Source organism: Micromonospora sp. CPM1 (genome assembly GCF_023896895.1).
GTDB lineage: Bacteria > Actinomycetota > Actinomycetes > Mycobacteriales > Micromonosporaceae > Micromonospora > Micromonospora tulbaghiae.
This window is the reverse complement of record NZ_JAMHIU010000017.1, coordinates 25,789-45,860: the sequence shown is the minus strand read 5'-3', so window position 1 is coordinate 45,860 and position 20,072 is coordinate 25,789. Positions and strand designations below refer to the sequence as shown.

General features: G+C 72.4%; 19 protein-coding genes, 1 tRNA gene and 1 pseudogene. 16 read left to right on the top strand and 5 right to left on the bottom strand.

Annotation, left to right across the window (positions count from 1 at the left end):
* Positions 1–52 precede the first annotated feature (52 nt).
* Positions 53–892 carry a 16S rRNA (cytidine(1402)-2'-O)-methyltransferase gene (rsmI, locus tag M8C11_RS20960; RefSeq protein WP_256487233.1) on the top strand — a complete coding sequence of 280 codons (840 nt, stop codon included), beginning with the start codon at positions 53–55 and terminating at the stop codon, positions 890–892.
* Positions 893–905: 13 nt separating this feature from the next.
* Here the strand turns inward: rsmI and M8C11_RS20955 are convergent, their stop codons facing one another.
* Positions 906–1,736 (bottom strand): hypothetical protein, encoded by an 831-nt coding sequence (locus tag M8C11_RS20955; RefSeq protein ID WP_252452247.1) that lies wholly within the window; start codon positions 1,734–1,736, stop codon positions 906–908.
* Positions 1,737–1,863: 127 nt separating this feature from the next.
* Here M8C11_RS20955 and metG point away from each other — a divergent pair, with 127 nt between their 5' ends.
* Entirely contained in the window at positions 1,864–3,666 is a 1,803-nt protein-coding gene (gene metG, locus M8C11_RS20950; protein ID WP_252452244.1) for a methionine--tRNA ligase, read from the top strand.
* A 58-nt stretch (positions 3,667–3,724) separates the two neighbouring features.
* On the opposite strand, the gene M8C11_RS20945 is transcribed toward metG, so the two are convergent.
* Together M8C11_RS20945 and M8C11_RS20940 are read right to left on the bottom strand one after the other, a co-directional pair.
* The gene (locus tag M8C11_RS20945; RefSeq protein WP_252452241.1) at positions 3,725–4,576 is read right to left on the bottom strand and encodes an alpha/beta fold hydrolase; all 852 of its coding nucleotides are present in this window, start codon (positions 4,574–4,576) and stop codon (positions 3,725–3,727) included.
* A 61-nt stretch (positions 4,577–4,637) separates the two neighbouring features.
* Positions 4,638–5,882, bottom strand: a complete 1,245-nt coding sequence (locus tag M8C11_RS20940; protein WP_252452238.1) for a hypothetical protein — start codon at positions 5,880–5,882, stop codon at positions 4,638–4,640.
* 81 nt (positions 5,883–5,963) lie between these two features.
* Between M8C11_RS20940 and M8C11_RS20935 the strand changes: the two genes are divergently transcribed.
* The 6 genes from M8C11_RS20935 (at position 5,964) to M8C11_RS20910 (ending at position 11,797) form a co-directional block, all read left to right on the top strand.
* Positions 5,964–6,866: a TatD family hydrolase gene (locus M8C11_RS20935; protein WP_252452411.1), complete on the top strand. Its 903-nt coding sequence runs from the start codon at positions 5,964–5,966 to the stop codon at positions 6,864–6,866.
* Between the two features lie 13 nt (positions 6,867–6,879).
* Positions 6,880–7,749, top strand: coding sequence for a 16S rRNA (adenine(1518)-N(6)/adenine(1519)-N(6))-dimethyltransferase RsmA (gene rsmA / locus M8C11_RS20930; protein WP_252452236.1), 870 nt, complete (start codon positions 6,880–6,882; stop codon positions 7,747–7,749).
* Between the two features lie 86 nt (positions 7,750–7,835).
* The gene (locus tag M8C11_RS20925; RefSeq protein ID WP_252452234.1) at positions 7,836–8,789 is read left to right on the top strand and encodes a 4-(cytidine 5'-diphospho)-2-C-methyl-D-erythritol kinase; all 954 of its coding nucleotides are present in this window, start codon (positions 7,836–7,838) and stop codon (positions 8,787–8,789) included.
* A 65-nt stretch (positions 8,790–8,854) separates the two neighbouring features.
* On the top strand, positions 8,855–10,654 hold the full coding sequence (locus M8C11_RS20920) for an ABC-F family ATP-binding cassette domain-containing protein (protein ID WP_252452232.1): 1,800 nt from the start codon (positions 8,855–8,857) through the stop codon (positions 10,652–10,654).
* 97 nt (positions 10,655–10,751) lie between these two features.
* The gene (locus M8C11_RS20915; protein WP_121686220.1) at positions 10,752–11,207 is read left to right on the top strand and encodes a DUF4383 domain-containing protein; all 456 of its coding nucleotides are present in this window, start codon (positions 10,752–10,754) and stop codon (positions 11,205–11,207) included.
* A 116-nt stretch (positions 11,208–11,323) separates the two neighbouring features.
* Positions 11,324–11,797 carry a DUF4383 domain-containing protein gene (locus M8C11_RS20910; RefSeq protein WP_252452230.1) on the top strand — a complete coding sequence of 158 codons (474 nt, stop codon included), beginning with the start codon at positions 11,324–11,326 and terminating at the stop codon, positions 11,795–11,797.
* A gap of 34 nt (positions 11,798–11,831) precedes the next feature.
* Here M8C11_RS20910 and M8C11_RS20905 read toward each other — a convergent pair whose 3' ends face one another.
* On the bottom strand, positions 11,832–12,458 hold the full coding sequence (locus M8C11_RS20905; RefSeq protein WP_252452228.1) for a TetR/AcrR family transcriptional regulator: 627 nt from the start codon (positions 12,456–12,458) through the stop codon (positions 11,832–11,834).
* An 80-nt stretch (positions 12,459–12,538) separates the two neighbouring features.
* Between M8C11_RS20905 and M8C11_RS20900 the strand changes: the two genes are divergently transcribed.
* A complete protein-coding gene (locus tag M8C11_RS20900) occupies positions 12,539–13,024 on the top strand; it encodes an ester cyclase (protein WP_252452226.1) in 486 nt (161 codons plus the stop codon).
* A 34-nt stretch (positions 13,025–13,058) separates the two neighbouring features.
* Here the strand turns inward: M8C11_RS20900 and M8C11_RS20895 are convergent, their stop codons facing one another.
* The gene (locus tag M8C11_RS20895) at positions 13,059–13,724 is read right to left on the bottom strand and encodes a TetR/AcrR family transcriptional regulator (RefSeq protein WP_121686224.1); all 666 of its coding nucleotides are present in this window, start codon (positions 13,722–13,724) and stop codon (positions 13,059–13,061) included.
* A 72-nt stretch (positions 13,725–13,796) separates the two neighbouring features.
* Here M8C11_RS20895 and M8C11_RS20890 point away from each other — a divergent pair, with 72 nt between their 5' ends.
* The 7 genes and pseudogenes from M8C11_RS20890 (at position 13,797) to M8C11_RS20860 (ending at position 20,052) form a co-directional block, all read left to right on the top strand.
* A complete protein-coding gene (locus M8C11_RS20890) occupies positions 13,797–14,645 on the top strand; it encodes a helix-turn-helix domain-containing protein (RefSeq protein ID WP_252452224.1) in 849 nt (282 codons plus the stop codon).
* 104 nt (positions 14,646–14,749) lie between these two features.
* Positions 14,750–14,821, top strand: a tRNA-Gln gene (locus tag M8C11_RS20885).
* 102 nt (positions 14,822–14,923) lie between these two features.
* Positions 14,924–16,447, top strand: a pseudogene (glmU, locus tag M8C11_RS20880) (bifunctional UDP-N-acetylglucosamine diphosphorylase/glucosamine-1-phosphate N-acetyltransferase GlmU); the annotation flags it as partial.
* A gap of 55 nt (positions 16,448–16,502) precedes the next feature.
* Positions 16,503–17,483: a ribose-phosphate diphosphokinase gene (locus M8C11_RS20875; protein WP_013283956.1), complete on the top strand. Its 981-nt coding sequence runs from the start codon at positions 16,503–16,505 to the stop codon at positions 17,481–17,483.
* A gap of 286 nt (positions 17,484–17,769) precedes the next feature.
* Positions 17,770–18,465: a 50S ribosomal protein L25/general stress protein Ctc gene (locus M8C11_RS20870; RefSeq protein ID WP_120571717.1), complete on the top strand. Its 696-nt coding sequence runs from the start codon at positions 17,770–17,772 to the stop codon at positions 18,463–18,465.
* A 97-nt stretch (positions 18,466–18,562) separates the two neighbouring features.
* On the top strand, positions 18,563–19,153 hold the full coding sequence (gene pth / locus M8C11_RS20865; RefSeq protein WP_252452221.1) for an aminoacyl-tRNA hydrolase: 591 nt from the start codon (positions 18,563–18,565) through the stop codon (positions 19,151–19,153).
* A 65-nt stretch (positions 19,154–19,218) separates the two neighbouring features.
* A complete protein-coding gene (locus M8C11_RS20860; RefSeq protein ID WP_252452219.1) occupies positions 19,219–20,052 on the top strand; it encodes an inositol monophosphatase family protein in 834 nt (277 codons plus the stop codon).
* Positions 20,053–20,072: the final 20 nt, after the last annotated feature.

Genomic DNA, 20,072 nt, shown 5'->3' with positions numbered 1-20,072 from the left:
CGTCTCCGAAATTGGTACGACCGTCGATGAGGGAGCGCACGCCGTGGGGGAAATGTCCGAGGTAGGGCGGCTCGTATTGCTCGGCGCGCCGCTCGGCAACCCGGCCGACGCGTCCGCCCGGTTCCGCGAGGTGCTGGCCGCCGCCGACGTGGTCGCCGCTGAGGACACCCGGCGGCTCACCCGGCTGGCCCGCGACCTGGACGTGACGGTGCCCGGCCGGATCGTCTCGTACTTCGAGGGCAACGAGGAGCGGCGTACCCCCGAACTGGCCGAGGTGCTCGCCGCCGGCTACACGGTCGCGCTGGTCACCGACGGCGGCATGCCGAGCGTCTCGGACCCCGGGTACCGGCTGGTCCGGGCCGCGCTGGACGCCGGGGTGCCGGTCACCGCGGCGCCCGGGCCGAGCGCTGTCACCACCGCGCTTGCGCTGTCCGGGCTGCCCTGCGACCGGTTCTGCTTCGAGGGCTTCCTGCCGCGTACCCCCGGTGCCCGCCGCTCCCGGCTGCGCACGCTCGCCGCCGAGGAGCGCACGCTGGTGTTCTTCGAGGCGCCGCACCGCATCGCCGGTGCGCTCGCCGACCTGGCCGAGGCGTTCGGCAAGGATCGTCCAGCCGCGCTCTGCCGCGAGCTGACCAAGACCTACGAGGAGGTCGTCCGCCGGCCGCTCGGCGAGCTGGCCCAGTGGGCCGCCGAGGGCGACCCCCGGGGCGAGATCACGCTCGTCGTGGCCGGCGCCCCGGCCACACCGGCGGTCCGGCCGGACGACGAGACGCTGCGCGCCGCGGTGGCCGAGCGCGAGGCGGCCGGGCTGTCCCGCCGGGACGCGATCACCGAGGTCGCCACCGCGTACGGGCTGCGGCGGCGGGAGGTCTACGCGGTGGTGCACGGCTGAGGCCGCCGGGCACCTACCAGGCGGCGGCCAGGAAACCGACCGTGATCAGCAGCGGGCCGGCCAGCGCCAGCCCGACCGCCCAGCGCCGCTGCCGTTCCTCGGCGAGCCGGGTCGCCCCGGTCCACCTGGCGATCCCGGCGGCGCAGCCGGCCACCAGGGCCAGCCCCAGCAGCCAGCGCAGGTGCCGTCCGGCGCCGGTGTCCGCGTAGGCGGTGGACCCGTCCGGCCCGGTCATCCGCGCGCGTAGCGAACTGCCGGTGTCGGTGTGCCCGGCCGGTACGCCGCTGACCCGTACCCCGTGGGCCTGGAACCGGTCTCCGTCGGCGGAGAAGATGCCCCGGCAGCGCTGGGTGAGCCCGCCGCCCGCGCACTGCGTGATCATCACGGTGCCGCCGGTCGAGTGCCCCACGGCCAGCCAGAACGGCCCGGCGCTCACCCAGGCGAAGAACGCGGCGAGCAGGCTCAGCGTCAGCAGCACGGCCAGACCGGCGGGCGGACTCGGCGGCGTGACCGGGCGGGCGCGTTCCCGCCGCGCGGGCGGCCGGCCGGGACGTGGACGGGGCTCGTCACGCAGCGGCGTGCCGTCCCAGTGCACCTCCTCGATCGGCGCCCAGCCGCCGGACGTGGCGGCCTCCCGCTGCCAGCGCGGCTGGCGCACCGGCACCCGGTTCGGCACCGCGTCGACCGGTGCGCCGGTGGTCGGCTCCACCTCCACCGGCAGGTCCGCCGGGTCGAGCCGGGGCTGCGGGGCGACTGGCCCGCCGGGCGGCGTGGGCCGCGCCGCCCGCCGGGTGGCGGCCGCCGACGGCTCGGGCGCCGCTGGTCTGCTGGTCACGATGTTCATTTCACACCGGTACGTCTGGCTTGTCGGGCAGCTCACTCCGCGTGTCGGCGACAAATCGGACGTACGGTCGGAGCGCACACCCCATTGGTTCGCGGCGCGCCCACGGCAATCACTAGGCTTGCTGCTCATGAGTCACGTTCTCGCCGCGGTCGCCTGGCCCTACGCCAACGGCCCGCGCCACATCGGCCACGTATCCGGATTCGGCGTTCCCTCCGACGTCTTCTCCCGGTACATGCGGATGGCCGGTCACGACGTGCTCATGGTTTCCGGCACCGACGAACACGGCACCCCGATCCAGGTGCAGGCCGACGCCGAGGGGGTCACCCCGCGCGAGCTGGCCGACCGCTACAACCGGGTGATCGCCGAGGACCTGCGGGCGCTCGGCCTGTCGTACGACCTGTTCACCCGCACCACCACGCGCAACCACTACGCGGTGGTGCAGGAGCTGTTCACCGGCCTGCACCGCAACGGCTACATCGTCCCGAAGGTCACCACCGGCGCGATCTCCCCGTCCACCGGCCGGACGCTGCCCGACCGCTACATCGAGGGCACCTGCCCGATCTGCGGCTACGACAGCGCACGCGGCGACCAGTGCGACAACTGCGGCAACCAGCTCGACCCGATCGACCTGATCGACCCCAAGTCGAAGATCAACGGGGAGACGCCGGAGTTCGTCGAGACCGAGCACTTCTTCCTCGACCTGCCCGCCCTGGCCGACGCGCTGCGGCAGTGGCTGGACACCCGCGAGGGCTGGCGCCCGAACGTGCTGCGGTTCTCCCGCAACCTTCTCGACGACCTCCAGCCCCGGGCCATCACCCGCGACCTGGAGTGGGGCGTGCCGATCCCGCTCGACGACTGGCGCGACCGCCCGGACAAGCGGATCTACGTCTGGTTCGACGCGGTCATCGGCTACCTGTCCGCGTCCATCGAGTGGGCCCGCCGCACCGGCGACCCGGAGGCCTGGCGCAAGTGGTGGTCGGCGGACGGGGAGGGGAAGGACTCCCGCTCCTACTACTTCATGGGCAAGGACAACATCGTCTTCCACTCGGTGATCTGGCCGGCGCTGCTCGGCGGCTACTCCGGTGCGGGCGCCCGCGACGGCGAGCCGGGCGAGCTGGGCCGGCTCAACCTGCCCACCGAGGTCGTCTCCAGCGAATACCTGACCATGGAGGGGCGGAAGTTCTCCTCCTCCCGCAAGGTGGTCATCTACGTCCGGGACTTCCTGGAGCGCTACGACGCCGACGCGCTGCGCTACTTCATCGCGGTGGCCGGGCCGGAGAGCAACGACACCGACTTCACCTGGGCCGAGTTCCTGCGCCGCAACAACGACGAGCTGGTCGCCGGCTGGGGCAACCTGGTCAACCGCTCGGTGTCGATGGCGGCGAAGAACTTCGGCGCGATCCCGCCGGTCGACCCGGCCGGGCTCACCGAGGCCGACCAGGCGCTGCTGGACACCGCGAAGGCCGGCTTCGCCACCGTCGGCGACCTGATCGCCCGGCACCGGCAGAAGCAGGCCATCGGCGAGGCCATGAAGGTCGTCGCCGAGGCCAACAAGTACCTCTCCGAGCAGGCGCCGTGGAAGCTCAAGGGCGAGGACGACAAGCCCCGCATGGGCACCATCCTGCACGTCGCGCTCCAGGTCGTCAGCGACGCCAACACGCTGCTGACCCCGTTCCTGCCGCACTCCGCGCAGAAGATCCACGAGCTGCTCGGCGGCACCGGCGTGCACGCGCCCATGCCGGTGATCGAGGAGGTCGACGACCTCGACGGCGGGCCGTCGTACCCGGTGCTGACCGGTGACTACACGGTCGGGGCGCGCTGGGAGTCCGTACCCCTGGAGGTGGGCCGGCCGCTCGCGGCGCCGAAGCCGGTGTTCCGCAAGCTCGACCCGTCCATCGTCGAGGAGGAGCTGGCCCGCCTGGCCGGCTGACCACGCACGCGTGACCGCGGCCCCGGGGAGATCCCCGGGGCCGCGGTCGTCCGCCAGGTCAGGCGGTCGCCATGCTCGGCTTGCCGATGAACTCCATGATGGCCTTGTTGACCTCGGTGGGATGGGTCCACGGCGTGCCGTGCGGCGCACCCTTCAGCGTGACCAGCTTGGCGTCGGACAGCATGTTCACCAGCCGCTGGCCCGTCACCGGGTACGGCAGCACGTTGTCCTTGTCGCCCTGGATGATCAGCACCGGCACGTCGATGTTCGGCAGGTCACCGCGGAAGTCGGTCTGCCAGGCGTCCACCGAGTCATGGGTGCCCTTGGCCGACGCCTGCGCGCCGATCTGCCAGTGCGCGTGGTACGCCTCGTCGCTGACCAGCTTCCCCCGGTTCTCGCTGGCGTTGAAGAACGCGTCGCAGAACTGGGTCAGGTAGGCGAACCGGTCCTGGATGATCGCCTTCTGGAACCCCTCGAACATGCTCTTGTCGACGCCCTCCGGGTCCTCGGGCGCCTTCAGCAGGTACGGCGCCAACGGGGCCATCATGACCGCCCGGTCCACCCGGTCCGACCCGTACGCGCCCAGGTAGCGGGTCACCTCACCGGTGCCCATGGAGTGCCCGACCAGGATCGCGTTGCGCAGGTCCAGCTCGGTCATCAGCACGTCCAGGTCGGCGGCGAACGTGTCGTAGTCGTAGCCCATGGCCGGCTGGGCGGAGTTACCGAACCCACGCCGGTCGTATGTGATCACCCGGTACCCGGCGTTCAGCAGCGGACCGCTCATCTTCTCCCAGGTCGCCCCGTTGAACGGGAAACCGTGGATCAGCACGACCGGCTGACCGGAACCGTGATCCTCGTAGTACAGGTCGATGGGTGCGGAGTTCTCCGTACCGACGGTGACGAAAGGCATGTCGGGATTCCCCCTCGCGCGGGTTTCTCGGACCCCCCACGCCTTCCCGACCTGCCCCCGTCTATTCGTGGCGGGCCGGATAGGGCAGGTCCACCATCCGGTCCTCGGTCAGCTCGCCGCCGGGCGCCCAGACCTCGTACACGCCGCGTTCCAGACACTGCGCGCCGGTCGCGGCCACCGCGTCCGGATCCGGGCGGCGCAGCCGCAACCGCAGCCAGCCGCCCTCCTCCCGCAGCACCAGGCACGGCACCCCGCGCCACACCGCCGTGCGCACCCGCCGGGCCGCCGCGTCCACCGGGTACCGGGCCGCCCGGGTCATCGCCAGCACCCGGAACCCGCCCGGCTGGTCGGCCACCGCCTCGTACTCCGAACCGGCGTACGTGCCGACGAGCCGGGTGGAGCGCGGCGCGTCGCCGGTCGGCACGTACTCCTGGTCGGCGGCCAGCCCGGGCACCGCGGCGAGCAGGTGCCGCCACTGCGGCCCGGCCAGGCGCAGCCAGCCCCGCTGCTCCGCCTGGTAGGTGTAGAGCACCACCTCCACCCCCTCGGCCGGGTAGGCCAGCAGCGTGGCGTTCGCCGGCATCGGCAGGTCGGCGAAGTCCCGGGTGACGAACTCCGGTACGAGCTGCGCGCTGCTCGGCACGAACCCGGTACCGAGCACCGGCGGCCCCAGCCGGTCCCGGGGCGGCAACGCCATGAGCCCTCGGTGCGCCGCGCCCACCGGCACGTCGTAGTCGGCCGGGTCGGCGGCCCGCCAGCGCAGCGCGTACGCCACGTCGCCGCCCTCCGAGTCGCCCCGCAGCACCGCCATCCCGGCCGGTGTCCGCAGGTGCGCCACGTCGTGCTCCCGGTAGCAGAAGCCGTGCGGCAGCCACCCGCGCACGTACCCGGCGAGCTGCCGGGCCGAGAGCACCTTCACCATCCGGGTACCGGGCCGGATCACCGCCGACGCCCGCACCGCGGCGAGCGTCGGATCGGCCGCCGCACCCGGCTGCTGGCTGAGCCGGTGCACGTACGCCCAGCCCCGGTCCCGGTGCACCGGCATCAGCAGCGGCGCGTCCGTGTCGTCGCCCGGCCCGGCGCCCCCGTGCACCGCGTCCACCTCGGTCGCGTGCACGAACCGGCGCCACGGACAGCCGCTGCCGGGCCGGGGGCACCACTCGAACCCGGGCGCCTCGTCGGCGCTGAACAACTCGTACGCCGCGCCCCGGGCGATCTCCTCGGCCGGGTGCACCCGGCCGCCGTACGTCACGCGCAACCCGGCCCGGTCGGAGGCGGGCCCGCCGGCCTGGTCGGTGACGGTCACTCCGGGACGCTAAGCCCGCCAGATGTGGGGCACGTGAACAGCCGGTGGCGGTCCGGGAACGCCGCACCGGGCCGGTGTGTGATGCTGGCCGCGATGACCGAGCAGACCGAGACCCGCAAGCAGCGCGCCGCCCGCCGGGCCGGGGAGTTCCCGCCCGCCCCCGAGCCGCTGCCCGTACCCGTGCTGGACAGCCACACCCACCTCGACATCACCGTCGGCGAGTTCGGCACACCTCCCGGCGGCGCCCCCGGCGACGACCCGGTGGCCGCCGCGATCGACGTCGCCGCCCGGGCCGGCGTGGACCGGCTCGTCCAGGTCGGCGTGGACGTCGACTCGTCCCGGTGGAGCGCCGACGTCGCCGACAAGTACGCCCCGGTGCTCGCCACAGTCGCGCTGCACCCGAACGAGGCGCCCCGGCTGGCCGACCTGGACGAGGCGCTGCGCGAGATCGAGACGCTCGCCGGGCGGGACCGCGTCCGAGGCGTCGGCGAGACCGGCATGGACTTCTTCCGTACCGGCGACGAGGGGCGGGCCGCGCAGGAGGAGAGCTTCCGGGCGCACATCGCCATCGCCAAGCGGCACGGCAAGGCGCTCGTCATCCACGACCGGGACGCGCACGCCGACGTGCTGCGCATCGTCGATGACGAGGGCGCCCCGGAGACCGTGGTGATGCACTGCTTCTCCGGCGACGCCGACTTCGCCCGCGAGTGCGTCCGGCGCGGCTTCCTGCTCAGCTTCGCCGGCACCCTCACGTTCGGCAGCGCCGCCGCGCTGCGCGAGGCCGCCGCCGTCACACCGCCCGCGCAGATGCTCGTCGAGACCGACGCGCCCTACCTCACCCCGATGCCGTACCGGGGACGGCCCAACGCGTCGTACCTGATCCCGCTGACGGTCCGCTTCCTCGCCGAGACCACCGGCACCGACCTGGACGAACTCTGCGCCACCATCTCCGCGACCGGCGACCGCGCGTTCGGGCCGTGGTGAGAGGATGCCCGGCGTGACCGGACTCCTCGGCCCGGCGGAGATCCGGGAACTCGCCGCGCGCCTCGGCGTCACGCCGACCAAGAAGCTCGGCCAGAACTTCGTGCACGACCCGAACACCGTGCGCCGGATCGTCACCACCGCCGGGCTCACCCCGGACGACGTGGCGCTGGAGGTCGGCCCCGGGCTCGGCTCGCTCACGCTCGCCCTGCTCCCGGTCGCCGCGCACGTGCACGCTGTGGAACTCGACCCGGCGCTCGCCGCCGCGCTGCCGGAGACCGCCGCCCGCTTCGCCGGTACGGCCGCCGAGCGGCTCACCGTCCACCCGGCCGACGCGCTGCGGGTCACCGCCGCCGACCTGGCCGGCCCCGCGCCCACCGCGCTGGTGGCGAACCTGCCCTACAACGTCGCCGTGCCGGTCGTGCTGCACCTGCTCGCCGAACTGCCCACGCTGCGCCACGGCCTGGTGATGGTGCAGAAGGAGGTCGCCGACCGGCTCGTCGCCGGTCCCGGCTCCAAGGTGTACGGCATCCCGTCGGTCAAGCTCGCCTGGTACGCCCGCTCCCGCGCCGCCGGCAAGGTCCCGCCGAACGTGTTCTGGCCGGTGCCCAACGTCGACTCCGGCCTGGTCGCGTTCACCCGGCGGGAGCCGCCCCGGCCGGACGTACCCCGGAAGGCCGTCTTCGCGGTCGTCGACGCCGCGTTCGCGCAGCGCCGCAAGACGCTGCGCGCCGCCCTGGCTGGCTGGGCCGGCGGCGCGGACCGGGCCGCCGCCGCGCTCACCGCCGCCGGTGTGGATCCGGGCGCACGGGGCGAATCGCTCACCGTCGAGCAGTTCGCCGCCATCGCCGCGTCGGCCCCGGACGCCCCCGGCGGCGAGCAGTAGGCTGGCGCCGTTGTCCGACCCCTCGCCGAGGAGCTGACCGTGCCGAAGCCGTTCGACATCCGCCCACGACCGGTGGAGTCCGCCCGGTGACCGAGGCATGGCGACCGGAGGACGAGGACGGGCAGCGGCGCGGGTCCAGCGGCCCGGTCAAGGTGCGGGTGCCCGCCAAGGTCAACCTGCATCTCGGTGTCGGGCCGCTGCGGCGTGACGGCTACCACGAGCTGAACACCGTCTACCACGCGATCTCCATCTACGACGAGCTGACCGCCCGTCGCGGCGACACGCTCACCCTCACCATGGAGGGCGAGGGCGCCGGAGAGCTGGCGCTGGACGACACCAACCTGGCGCTGCGCGCCGCCCACGCGCTCGCCGGCTACGCGGGCGTCGCCCCGCACGCCCGGCTGCACCTGCGCAAGCAGATCCCGCTCGCCGGCGGGCTGGCCGGCGGCAGCGCCGACGCCGCCGCCGCGCTGGTCGCCTGCGACACGCTCTGGGGCACCGGGCTGTCCCGCGACGAACTGGCCGGCATCGCCGCCGACCTCGGCTCCGACGTGCCGTTCCTCATCCACGGCGGCACCGCGCTCGGCACCGGCCGGGGCGAGGCGGTCAGCCCGGTGCTGGCCCGCCCCACCTCCTGGCACTGGGTGGTGGCGATCGCCGACGGCGGCCTGTCCACCCCGGCCGCGTACCGGGAACTGGACCGGCTGCGTGACGCCGGAGCCGCCGGCACGCCGCTGGGCAGCACCGACGCGCTGCTCGCCGCGCTGCGCCAGCGCGACCCGCGGGTGCTCGCCGCCACGCTCGGCAACGACCTCCAGGACGCCGCGCTGACCATGCGCCCGTCGCTGGCCGAGACGCTCAAGGCCGGCGAGGCGGCCGGCGCGCTCGCCGGCATCGTCTCCGGCTCCGGGCCCACCTGCGTCTTCCTGGCCACCGGTGAGTCCGACGCGGTCCGGATCGCCGCCGAGATCACCGCCGCCGGGGTGTGCCGGGAGGCCCGCGTCGCGCACGGTCCGGTCGCCGGCGCCCGCGTGGTCTGACGCCCCGTACCCTTGACTCAGGCGTCCCGGGCCCCCGGGACGCCTGAGTCGTGAGGGGTGGGTCAGTGGCCAACATCGTCAACCTGGACCGGGTGTCCAAGGGGTACGGCGCCGCGGGGCCGCTGCTCACCGACGTCTCGCTCGGCCTCGACGACGCCGACCGGGTCGGTGTGGTCGGCCTCAACGGCGCCGGCAAGTCGACGCTGCTGCGCCTGCTGACCCGCACCGAGGAACCCGACGACGGCCGCGTCACGCACCGCCGCGACCTGCGGGTGGCCTGGCTGCCGCAGCGCCTGGACCTGGCCCCCGAACTGACCGTGCGGGACGTGGTGCTCGGCACCGCCTGGCTCGGCGAGAGCATGGGCGCCGAACACGAGTGGGCCGGCGACGCCGGTGTGCGCGCCATCCTCGACGGCCTCGGCATGCCCCACCTCGGCCTGGACACCCCGGTCGGCCCGATGTCCGGCGGGGAACGCCGCCGCGTCGCGCTCGCCGCGCTGCTGGTCCGCGACGCCGACCTGCTCGTCCTCGACGAGCCCACCAACCACCTCGACGTCGGCGGCGTCGACTGGCTCGCCCGGCACCTCGTCACCCGCAAGGGCGCGCTCGTCGTGGTCACCCACGACCGCTGGTTCCTCGACGCCGTCTGCACCAGCACCTGGGAGGTCGCCGACCAGACCGTCCGGGCGTACGAGGGCGGCTTCGCCGCGTGGACGCTGGCCCGGGTCGAGCGGCAACGCGTCGCCGCCGCCACCGAGGCCCGCCGGCAGAACCTGCTCCGCAAGGAGATCGCCTGGCTGCGCCGGGGCGCTCCGGCACGCACCTCCAAGCCCAAGTTCCGCATCGACGCCGCGAACGCGCTCATCGCCGACGTGCCGGAACCCCGCGACACCATGTCGCTGCAACGGCTCGCCACCGCCCGGCTCGGCAAGCAGGTGTACGACCTCGAACACGTGCGGCTGTACGCCGGCCCGAAGGAGATCCTGCACGACACCACCTGGCAGGTCGGTCCCGGCGACCGGGTGGCGATCCTCGGGCGCAACGGCGCCGGCAAGACCACCCTGCTGCGGATGCTCGCCGGGGTGACCGGCCCCGACGGCGGGCGCTTCGCCGCCGGGCAGACCGTCCGTCCGGCTTTCCTGTCCCAGGAACTCGCCGAACTCCCCGGCCACCTGCGCGTGCTGGAAGCCGTCGAGGAGGTGGCCCGGCGCGTGCAGTTCGGCGACCGGGAGATCAGCGCCTCCCAGCTCGCCGAGATCTTCGGCTTCGACGACCGGCGGCTCTGGACCCCGGTGAGCGACCTGTCCGGCGGCGAGCGCCGCCGCCTGCAGATGCTGCGGCTGCTCGCCGGGGAACCCAACGTGCTGCTGCTCGACGAGCCCACCAACGACCTGGACACCGACACGCTCGCCGCGTTGGAGGACCTGCTCGACTCGTGGCCCGGCACGATCGTGGTGGCCAGCCACGACCGCTACCTGATCGAGCGGGTCACCGACGTCGCGTACGGCATGTTCGGTGACGGCCGGCTGGTGCACCTGCCCGGCGGCGTCGACGAGTACCTGGAGCGCGCCGCCGCGGCCGGCGGCCCGGCGCCCGCCGACCTCACCCCGGCCACGGCGGCGCCGGCGCGCGAGGGCATGTCCGCCGCCGAGGTACGCGTCGCGAAGAAGGAACTCAACCGGCTGGAACGGCAGATCGCCAAGCTGGAACAGAAGGAGGCGGGCCTGCACGAGCAGCTCGCCGCGAACGCCACCGACTACGCCCGGGTCGCCGAGTTGGACGCCCAGCTCAAGGAGGTACGGGCGGAGCGGGACCGCACCGAGGAGACCTGGCTGGCTCTCGCCGAGGAGCTTCCGGCCGGCTGACCTGCCGCCGGGGTGGGGGGTGTGCGGCGTCACTGACCGGCGTACGGGACAATCACCGGTGGAACCCTCGTCCGAACGGTCTTTTGGAGACGCAGAGATGGCCCACACCCCCGTCAACCACCCCGCGCGGCCGATCTACCGGGCGATCGGCGGGATCGTTGGTCTGTACTTCGTCGTCTTCGGCGGCCTCGGCATCATCGCCAGCGCCGGCAACGACTTCCTCGCCCAGGACGACACCAAGGTCCTCGGCCAGGGCACCAACATGGCGTTCTCGCTGTTGTCGGTGCTGTTCGGCGTCGTGATCCTGGTGGGCACCGCGATCGGCCGCAACCTCGACGTGGCGATCAACCAGTGGCTGGCCTACACGCTGATGGTGATCGGCCTGGCCGCGCTGGCGTTCCTCCAGACCGACGCCAACATCTTCAACTTCTCGATCATGACCGACGTCGTGGTCCTGACCCTGTCCCTGGTGCTCCTGATGGTCGGCATGTACGGCAAGGTCGGCTCCGACGACGAGCACGAGGCCTGGCAGAAGGCCCGCCTGGTGCTCTGATCCCGCCCTCGTACCGAAGGCCCGGCGCGCCGCGCCGGGCCTTCGGTGTTTTCCGGACGCGCGCGGACACGTCAGGCGACAATTGCCCCGAATCAGTCACACGGCTGGAGGGCAACATGGCGCACTTCCCGGTGAACCACCCCGCGCGGCCGCTGTACCGGGTGCTGTCCGGGCTCATCGGCCTCTACATCCTGGTCTTCGGCGTCTTCGGCGTCTTCCAGACCTGGGGCGAAGGGCTGTTCGGCCGGGACAGCGACTGGGCGCTCGGACTGCGCACCAACCTGGCCTTCTCGCTGGTCTCGGTGGTCTTCGGCGCGGTCCTGCTGGTCGGCGCGTCCCGCCGCGACAACCTCGGCCACTACATGAACCTCACCGCCGGGGTGGTCTTCCTGGTCACCGGCATCCTGATGATGTCGGTGCTCCAGACCTCGGCGAACTTCCTCAACTTCTCGATGTCGACTGTCATCGTGTCGCTGCTGTTCGGGCTGGTCCTGCTCGCCACCGGCCTGTACGACAAGGTCGGCACACCCGAGCACGCCGAGGAGGAACGGCAGCGCCGCTACCACCCCATCGGGGAACGCTCTCGGTGACCGGCGCCCTCGTCGCCACGACGGGCGCCGCGGCTCATTGGAGCGTCGGGCGACCGCCGTCGGCCTGGTCGGTCCGCGGGTCGTGGAGCGCGCGAAGCGCGTCGAGTGCGACAGCGGTGAGAACGCCACGGCCGACACCGGCGCGGCCGAGCAACTCCATCCCCCGGGTGACCGCGACGAAGTAGACCGCCAGTGACTGCACGTTCGCGTCCTCCGGGAGATCCCCATTCTCCCGGGCGTGTTCCAGGCATCCGGCGTAGACCCCGGCGAGCTGCTCGATGCCGGCTTTCGTGACGGTCGAGAGCGGGTCCTCCTCGCCTGTCGACTCGACGAGCGCGCGCGTGGTGAGTGAGACCCGCCGATCGCTGCTGCTGAACTCGATCGCCATGCGGAGCATGTGCCCCCGGATTCGTTCCAGCGGCGAAGCGCCGTCGTGCCCGAGCGCTTCCGAGACGGCGCGCGTCGCCTCCTCCCGATCCTCGGAGAGCGCCCGGAGGAACAGTTCCCGCTTCCCGCCGAAGGCGTTGTAGAGGCTCTGCTTGCCCAGGCCGGTCGCCCGCACCAGGTCGTCGAGGGTCGAGGCGGCGAGGCCGTGCACGGCGAACACCTCACTGGCGCTGCTGACGACATCGCTCTCGACGAACTTGCGGGGACGGGGCACGGGGGAAGCCTACGTTATTGACCATCCGGTCAAAAACTTGCTAGCGTGGGCGGCGCACATCGACGAGAACTGTTCCCGCGGTGGCACGACAATCGAGGACGGGCCGAATGAAGAGCAACGAAGAGATCGTTCGCGAGGCGTACCGGCTGGCGGAAGGGGATGTCCTCGACGGGCCCGGCTTCCGCGCCCTGTTCACCGAGGACGGAACGTTCAACGACATGCCCAACGGGCTGACTTTCCGCGGGGACCAGATTCCGCAGGCGCTGACCGGCTTCGCCGGCGTCTTTCCCGACGTCCACCGCGAACTGCTCGACGTGCATGCTCTCGGTGACGTCGTCGCCGTCGAACTACGAATTCAGGGCACCCACCTCGGCGGTTTCCCCACGCCGGCCGGCGAGATCCCGCCGACCGGCAACCGGATCGACGTGCCCACTGCTGATCTCTGGCATCTGCGGGACGGAAAGATCGAAAGGTTCGACTGCTACAACGCGGCGAACGTGCTGCTCGCCCAGATCGGTGCCGGCCCCGACTTCGACTCGGCGATCGCGGCCGCCGCAGGGGCGTAGTGCCACCACCGCACCGCACGGCCGAGGATCCGGCTCACGTCCCGATCGGCCCCGGCTTCGAGGCCAGGTGGGACAACCCGTTCCAGGCCAGATTCACCAGGTGCGCCGCCACCGTCTCCTTGCGCGGCTTGCGCACCTCCAGCCACCAGCGGCCGGTCAGCGCCACCATGCCCACCAGCGCCTGCGAGTAGAGCTCCGCCAGCTTCGGGTCGTAGCCCCGGATGGAGAACTCGCCCGCCAGGATGTGCTCCACCTGGTGCGCCACGTCGTTCATCACGCTGCTGAAGTTGCCCGTCGCGGACATCAGCGGGGACTCCCGGACCAGCACCCGGAAGCCGCTGGTCTCCTCCTCGATGTAGGTCAGCAACGTCAACGCGGCCTGCTCCAGCAACTCCCTCGGATGACCTGCGGTCAGCGCCGTGGTGATCCGGTCCAGCAGCGAGCGGACCTCCCGGTCCACCACCACCGCGTAGAGCCCCTCCTTCCCGCCGAAGTGCTCGTAGACCACCGGCTTGGAGACCTTGGCGCGCGCCGCGATCTCCTCGATCGAGGTCGCGTCGAAGCCCTTCTCGGCGAAGATCTGCCGGGCGATCGAGATCAGCTGCTCGCGCCGCTGCGTCGCGGACATCCGTACCCGGGAGGGCTTCGTCGCCGGCACGGGCCGCCGACGGGTGCGGTCGTTGCCGGAAACGTCGGTCACCCGTCCATCCTGCCAGGCGCGACGCTCGCGGTCAGACCGGCCGCTGTCGTACGCACGTTCTAATCTGCGCCGGTGACCGACCCCCTCGCCGCCGAGGCGCGGCGCCTACGTGTGGACGAGCAGCTCTCCGTCGCCGAGATCCGGGTTCGCCTGGGCATCGGCCGCGACCGGGTGTACGCGCTGCTGCGCGGCATCCCGCCGCCCGAGTGGACCCGCCGGCCGCGAGCCCGCGACGACGCCCGTGCCGAGGCCCTGCGGCTGCGCGCGGTGGGCCGATCGGTCAACGAGATCGCGGCGCGGCTCGGGGTGGCGAAGTCGACCGCCTACCAGTGGGTGCGGCACCTGCCGCTGGACCCGGACGACGAGACGGCCGAGCGGCGCCGCGAGCACTCGAAGGCGATGACGGAGGCGCGCTGGAGCGCGTACCGGGAGACGCGGGACGCCGCGCGGGCCGCGGAGCAAACCCGCGCCGCCGGTGTGGTCGGCGGTCTCGGCGAACGGGACCTGCTGATGCTCGGTGCCGCGATCTACTGGTGCGAGGGAGCGAAGTCCAAGCCCTGGCGGCCCCAGGGCCGGTTGGAGTTCGTCAACAGCGATCCCGGGCTGCTCGCCCTGTTCCTCGCGTTCCTGGCCTGCTGCGGGATCGAACGCGACGTGCCGGCCTATCGGCTCCTGATCCACGAGTCCGCCGATGTCCCTGCGGCGGAACGCTGGTGGGTGGAACGGCTGACCCTTCCGCCGGAGCGGTTCGGCCGGGCGACCCTCAAACGGCACAATCCGGCGACGGTACGGCGGAACAACGGCGCTGACTACCGCGGTTGCCTGGTGATCACCGTGCCGCGCAGCCGGTGGCTCTACTGGCGCATCGAGGGTGTGATGACCGGAGTCGGGCGCGCTGTGGAACAGGCGTGGGATGAGTGATCAATCGGATGCCACTGGCGGCAGCGGTCGGCGTGGGTCGCGGCGTCTGCCCCGATCCGAGACCTCCCGAGGTGGACGACACCCGCTAAGCTGTCTGCGTCCCTTCGGCCGTGGTGTAACTGGCAACACCCAAGATTTTGGTTCTTGTGTTTCAGGTTCGAATCCTGGCGGCCGAGCAATTCCAGGTATAGGTGCCCTTCTTGGGGTACGCGGCAACCTGCGGGCTGCTCTGGTTAGCATGACCGCGAGACTGTCGCCGTCCCGACGGGAGCCACGTCGTGTCCCAGCCCCACCTCCGCACCGTTGTCGTGCTCGCCGCCGGTGAGGGCAAGCGGATGAAGTCGTCCCTGCCCAAGGTGCTGCACCCGCTGCTCGGCCGTACCCTGCTCGGTCACGTCCTCGCCGCGGCCGGCCCGCTGGGCGCGGACCGCACCGTGGTCGTGGTCGGCCACGGCGCCGACCAGGTCCGGGAGCACCTGACCGAGGTCGCCCCGGGTGCCACGCCCGTGCTCCAGGAGCGCCAGCTCGGCACCGGGCACGCGGTCCGCATCGCGCTGGACGCGGTGCCGGACGCCACCGGCACCGTGGTGGTGATCAACGGGGACGTGCCGTTGCTGCGGCCGGAGACGGTCCAGGCGCTCGTCGAGGCGCACGAGGACGCCGCCGCCGCGGCGACGGTGCTCGCCGCCGAGGTGCCCGACCCGACCGGCCTGGGCCGGATCGTGCGGGACGTGCAGGGGCAGCTGGAGCAGATCGTCGAGGAGCGCGACGCCACCCCCCAGCAGCGCGCGCTGCGGGAGATCAACGCGGGCATCTACGCGTTCGACGCGGCTCGCCTGCGGGAGGCGCTGGGCAAGCTCTCCACCGACAACGACCAGGGCGAGGAGTACCTGACCGACGTCTTCGCGCTGCTGCGCGACGCCGGTGAGCCGGTGGCTGTGCACTGCGCCGCCGACCACGTGGAGACGCTCGGCTGCAACGACCGGGTCGAGCTGGCCGCGCTGCGCCGCCTGCTGCGGGACCGGGTGAACGAGGGCTGGATGCGGACCGGCGTCAGCATCCTCGACCCCCACACCACCTGGATCGACGTGACGGTGACCGTCGAGCGGGACGCGGTGATCGACCAGAACACCCAGCTCCAGGGCGCCACGACGGTCGGCGAGGGCGCGCTCGTCGGCCCGGACACCACGCTCGTGGACACGGCGGTGGGCGCGGGCGCGAGCATCGTGCGCAGCCACGCGCTCGGCGCGGAGGTGGGCCCACAGGCGAGCGTCGGCCCGTACGCGTACCTGCGGCCGGAGTCGCGGCTGGGCCGCAAGGCGAAGGTCGGCACGTTCGTGGAGACCAAGAAGGCGTCGATCGGTGACGGGTCGAAGGTGCCGCACCTGTCGTACGTGGGGGACGCGACGATCGGCGAGCACAGCAACATCGGCGCGGCGACCGTCTTCGTCAACTACGACGGGGTACGCAAGCACCACACCACCATCGGCAGTCACGCGCGTACCGGGGCGGACAACATGTTCGTGGCGCCGGTGCGGGTGGGCGACGGAGCGTACACCGCTGCGGGTTCGGTGATCACCGGGGACGTGCCGCCGGGTGCGATGGCGGTGGCGCGGGGTCAGCAGCGCAACGTGGAGGGCTGGGTGCTGCGCAAGCGGGCCGGCACGGACGCCGCGGAGGCGGCGCGGCGGGCCGGTGAGGGTGCGTCGGACACGGGCGGCGCCGCAAGCGAAGGTGACTGACTCCACGGCGGCCGCCGGGCCGTGGGTGGATCGCTGAACCGGGGGCATACTGCAACCGAACAGTCCCCGGCCCACCGCCGCCGGGTACCACCGACATACGGGAGCAGACGGGCCCATGGGCAGCATCGTCGCCGAAAACCGCAAGAGCCTGATGCTCTTCTCCGGGAGGGGTTTTCCGGAGCTGGCCAAGGAGATCGGTGAGGTGCTCGGCGTCGCGCCGACGCCGGCCGACGCGTACGACTTCGCCAACGGCGAGATCTTCGTACGGTACAAGGATTCGGTCCGTGGTTCGGACGCCTTCGTGGTGCAGTCCGTGACGCACGGCGTGAACACCTGGGTCATGGAGACCCTGATCATGGTCGACGCGCTGAAGCGCGGCTCGGCCAAGCGGATCACAGTGGTGCTGCCGTTCTACCCGTACTCGCGGCAGGACAAGAAGCACCGCGGCCGGGAGCCGATCTCGGCGCGGCTGATCGCCGACCTGTTGAAGACCGCCGGTGCGAACCGGATCCTGACCGTGGACCTGCACACCGCGCAGATCCAGGGTTTCTTCGACGGCCCGGTGGATCACCTGTTCGCGATGGACGTGCTGGCCGAGTACGTGGAGCACAAGTACGCGGGCCGGCCGATGACCGTGGTCGCGCCGGACTCGGGCCGGGTACGCGTGGCCGAGCGCTGGACCGACCGGCTGGGCGGCTGCCCGCTGGCGTTCATCCACAAGACCCGCGATCCGCTCAAGCCGAACCAGGTGGTGGCGAACCGGGTCGTCGGTGAGGTCGAGGGCCGGGTGTGCCTGATCGTGGACGACATGATCGACACCGGTGGCACGATCACCAAGGCGGCGGACATCCTCAAGGAGCAGGGCGCGGCGGAGATCGTGGTCGCCTCGACCCACGCGCTGCTGTCCGACCCGGCGACGGAGCGGCTGAAGAACAGCCCGATCAGCGAGGTCGTGGTGACGAACACGCTGCCGCTGCCGTCGGAGAAGCAGCTGGACAAGCTGACCGTGCTGTCGATCGCCCCGCTGCTGGCCCGGGCGATCCGGGAGGTCTTCGACGACGGGTCGGTGACCACCCTGTTCGGTGGCCTGAGCTGAGCGCGCCGGTCCGGTCGCCGGGGTGTCTCCGGCGGCCGGGCCGATGCCCTGCGCAAGCGGCCGGGCGGTGATATGGGGGACTGCCGGAGAGCCGGGAATTCCCTCGGGTAGACTGGTGCGGTTGCCACGGCGAGGGTGCCCGGCGGGCTGCTGACAAGCACCGCACGGAGGCGCCGTCATCGACGCGGTGCTCCGGGCGGTCGTTCATGACCCTAGCCCCAGCGAGCCCCTCGCCCCAGCACCGCCAGACGACAAGCCGCCGCAGCGAAGCATCAGGAGTTTCCCCGTGTCCGAGGTAAAGATCAGCGCCGAGCCCCGTACCGAGTTCGGCAAGGGTGGTGCCCGTCGTACCCGCCGGGCCGGCAAGGTGCCCGCCGTGCTGTACGGCCACGGCGAGAAGCCCAAGCACATCGCGCTTCCGGCGCGGGAGTTCGCCGCCGCGATCCGCAAGGGCGGCGCGAACCAGCTCTTCGCGATCGAGGTCAGCGACGGCACCCAGGTGCTGGCGCTGCCGAAGGCGATCCAGCGTGACCCGATCAAGGACACCTTCGAGCACGTGGACCTGCTGCTGGTCCGCCGCGGCGAGAAGGTCACCGTCGAGGTCCCGGTCCAGCTGACCGGTGAGGCCGCGAAGGACACCCTGATCGTGCACGACCACGACACGCTGTCGGTGACCGCCGACGCGACCAAGGTGCCGGACCACCTGGAGGCGTCGATCGAGGGCGCCGAGCCGGGCACCACGATCACCGCCGCCGACGTCGAGCTGCCGTCCGGCGTCGAGCTGGCCACCGACGAGGAGACCGCTGTCGCCTCGGTGACCGCCGCTCCGACCGCCGAGCAGCTCGAGGCCACCCTCCCCGAGGTCGAGGAGGCCACCGAGGAGGCCGAGGCCGAGGTCGGCGAGGAGACCGCCGAGGGTGCCGAGGGCGCTCCGGCCGCCGAGGGCGAGGAGGCCCCGGCCGAGGCGAAGACCGAGGCCTGACCGGTCCGCAAGGCTGTGCGACAGGCGTCCCCGGTTCCCGGGGGCGCCTGTCGGCGTATCGGGACTGGTCGGGCGAGCGAGCGGGAAGGGGCGTCGGGTGACGGACGAGGCGGGGCCGTGGCTGGTGGTCGGCCTGGGCAACCCCGGCCGGGAGTACGCGAACAACCGGCACAACGTCGGGTTCATGGTGGCGGACCTGCTGGCGGCCCGGGTGGGCGCGAAGTTCGGGCGGCACAAGCGCGCGATGGCCGAGGCCGCCGAGGGGCGGCTGGGGTTCGGCGGTCCGAAGCTGGTGCTGCTGAAGCCGTTGACGTACATGAACCTCTCCGGTGGTCCGGTGGCCGGGCTGGCGCAGTTCCACAAGATCCCGCCGGCGCACGTGATCGCGGTGCACGACGAGCTGGACATCCCGTACGGGCAGGTGCGGGTGAAGTGCGGCGGCGGCGAGGGCGGGCACAACGGCCTGCGGTCGATGTCGAAGTCGCTCGGCACCAAGGAGTACGTGCGGGTGCGGTTCGGCATCGGCCGGCCGCCGGGCCGGCAGGACCCGGCCGACTACGTACTCTCGGATTTCTCCTCGGCGGAGCGCAAGGAGCTGGAGTTCCTGGTGGACCGCGCGGCGGACGTGGTGGAGTCGGTGGTCCTCAAGGGCGTGGAGCCGACGCAGAACCTGTACCACGGGGGTTGACCGGCGGGGCGGAGCGCGGCCGGTAGCCTCGGGCGGCGGGAGCGAAGGCGGGTGACGGGAGCATCATGGGCAGTCCTCCGATGATCGACGGCGGGTTCGCCCGGTGGCTGGCGGCCCGGGCCGGTCAGGCGCTGACGGCCCTGCGCGCGGAGATGGGCTTCGCCGACGCGGGCGCGCTCCGGTCGGCCGGTGACAAGGTCTCGCACGACCTGATCCGCACCGAGCTGGCGAAGTGGCGGCCGGCGGACGCGGTGCTGTCGGAGGAGGACGAGGGTTCGCGGCTGGCCTGGACGGCGGAGGTGACCGACGAGGCGCTGCCGCGCCTGACCGCGGACCGGGTCTGGATCGTCGACCCGCTGGACGGCACCCGGGAGTACGCGGAGGAGGGGCGCGCGGACTGGGCGGTGCACGTGGCGCTCTGGTCGCGCAACGCGTCGACGCCGCACGGTCTGGTGGCGGGCGCGGTGGCCCTGCCGGCCCAGCACCGGGTGCTCGGCACGGACCACCCGCCGGCGTACCCGCCGATGACTGTGGAGGCGGCCATCGGGGGCGGCGCGCGGGTCATCCGGTTGGCGGCCAGCCGTAGCCGTCCGCCGGTTTTCCTGACCGACCTGGCAGAGGACGTCGGCGCTCATCTGGTCCCGATGGGCTCGGCGGGCGCGAAGATCGCCGCCGTGGTGACCGGTGAGGTCGACGCGTACATCCACGCGGGCGGTCAGTACGAGTGGGATTCGGCCGCTCCGGTCGCTGTGGCGACGGCCACCGGTCTGCATGCTTCCCGGATCGACGGTTCTGCGCTGAAATACAACGGGGCCGACCCGCGCCTACCGGATCTGCTGGTCTGCCGCAAGGATCTCGCGAGTCGGTTGCTTGCAGCGTTGCAGCGGCATTCCGGGTAACCTGAGCGTTCTTCTTCACG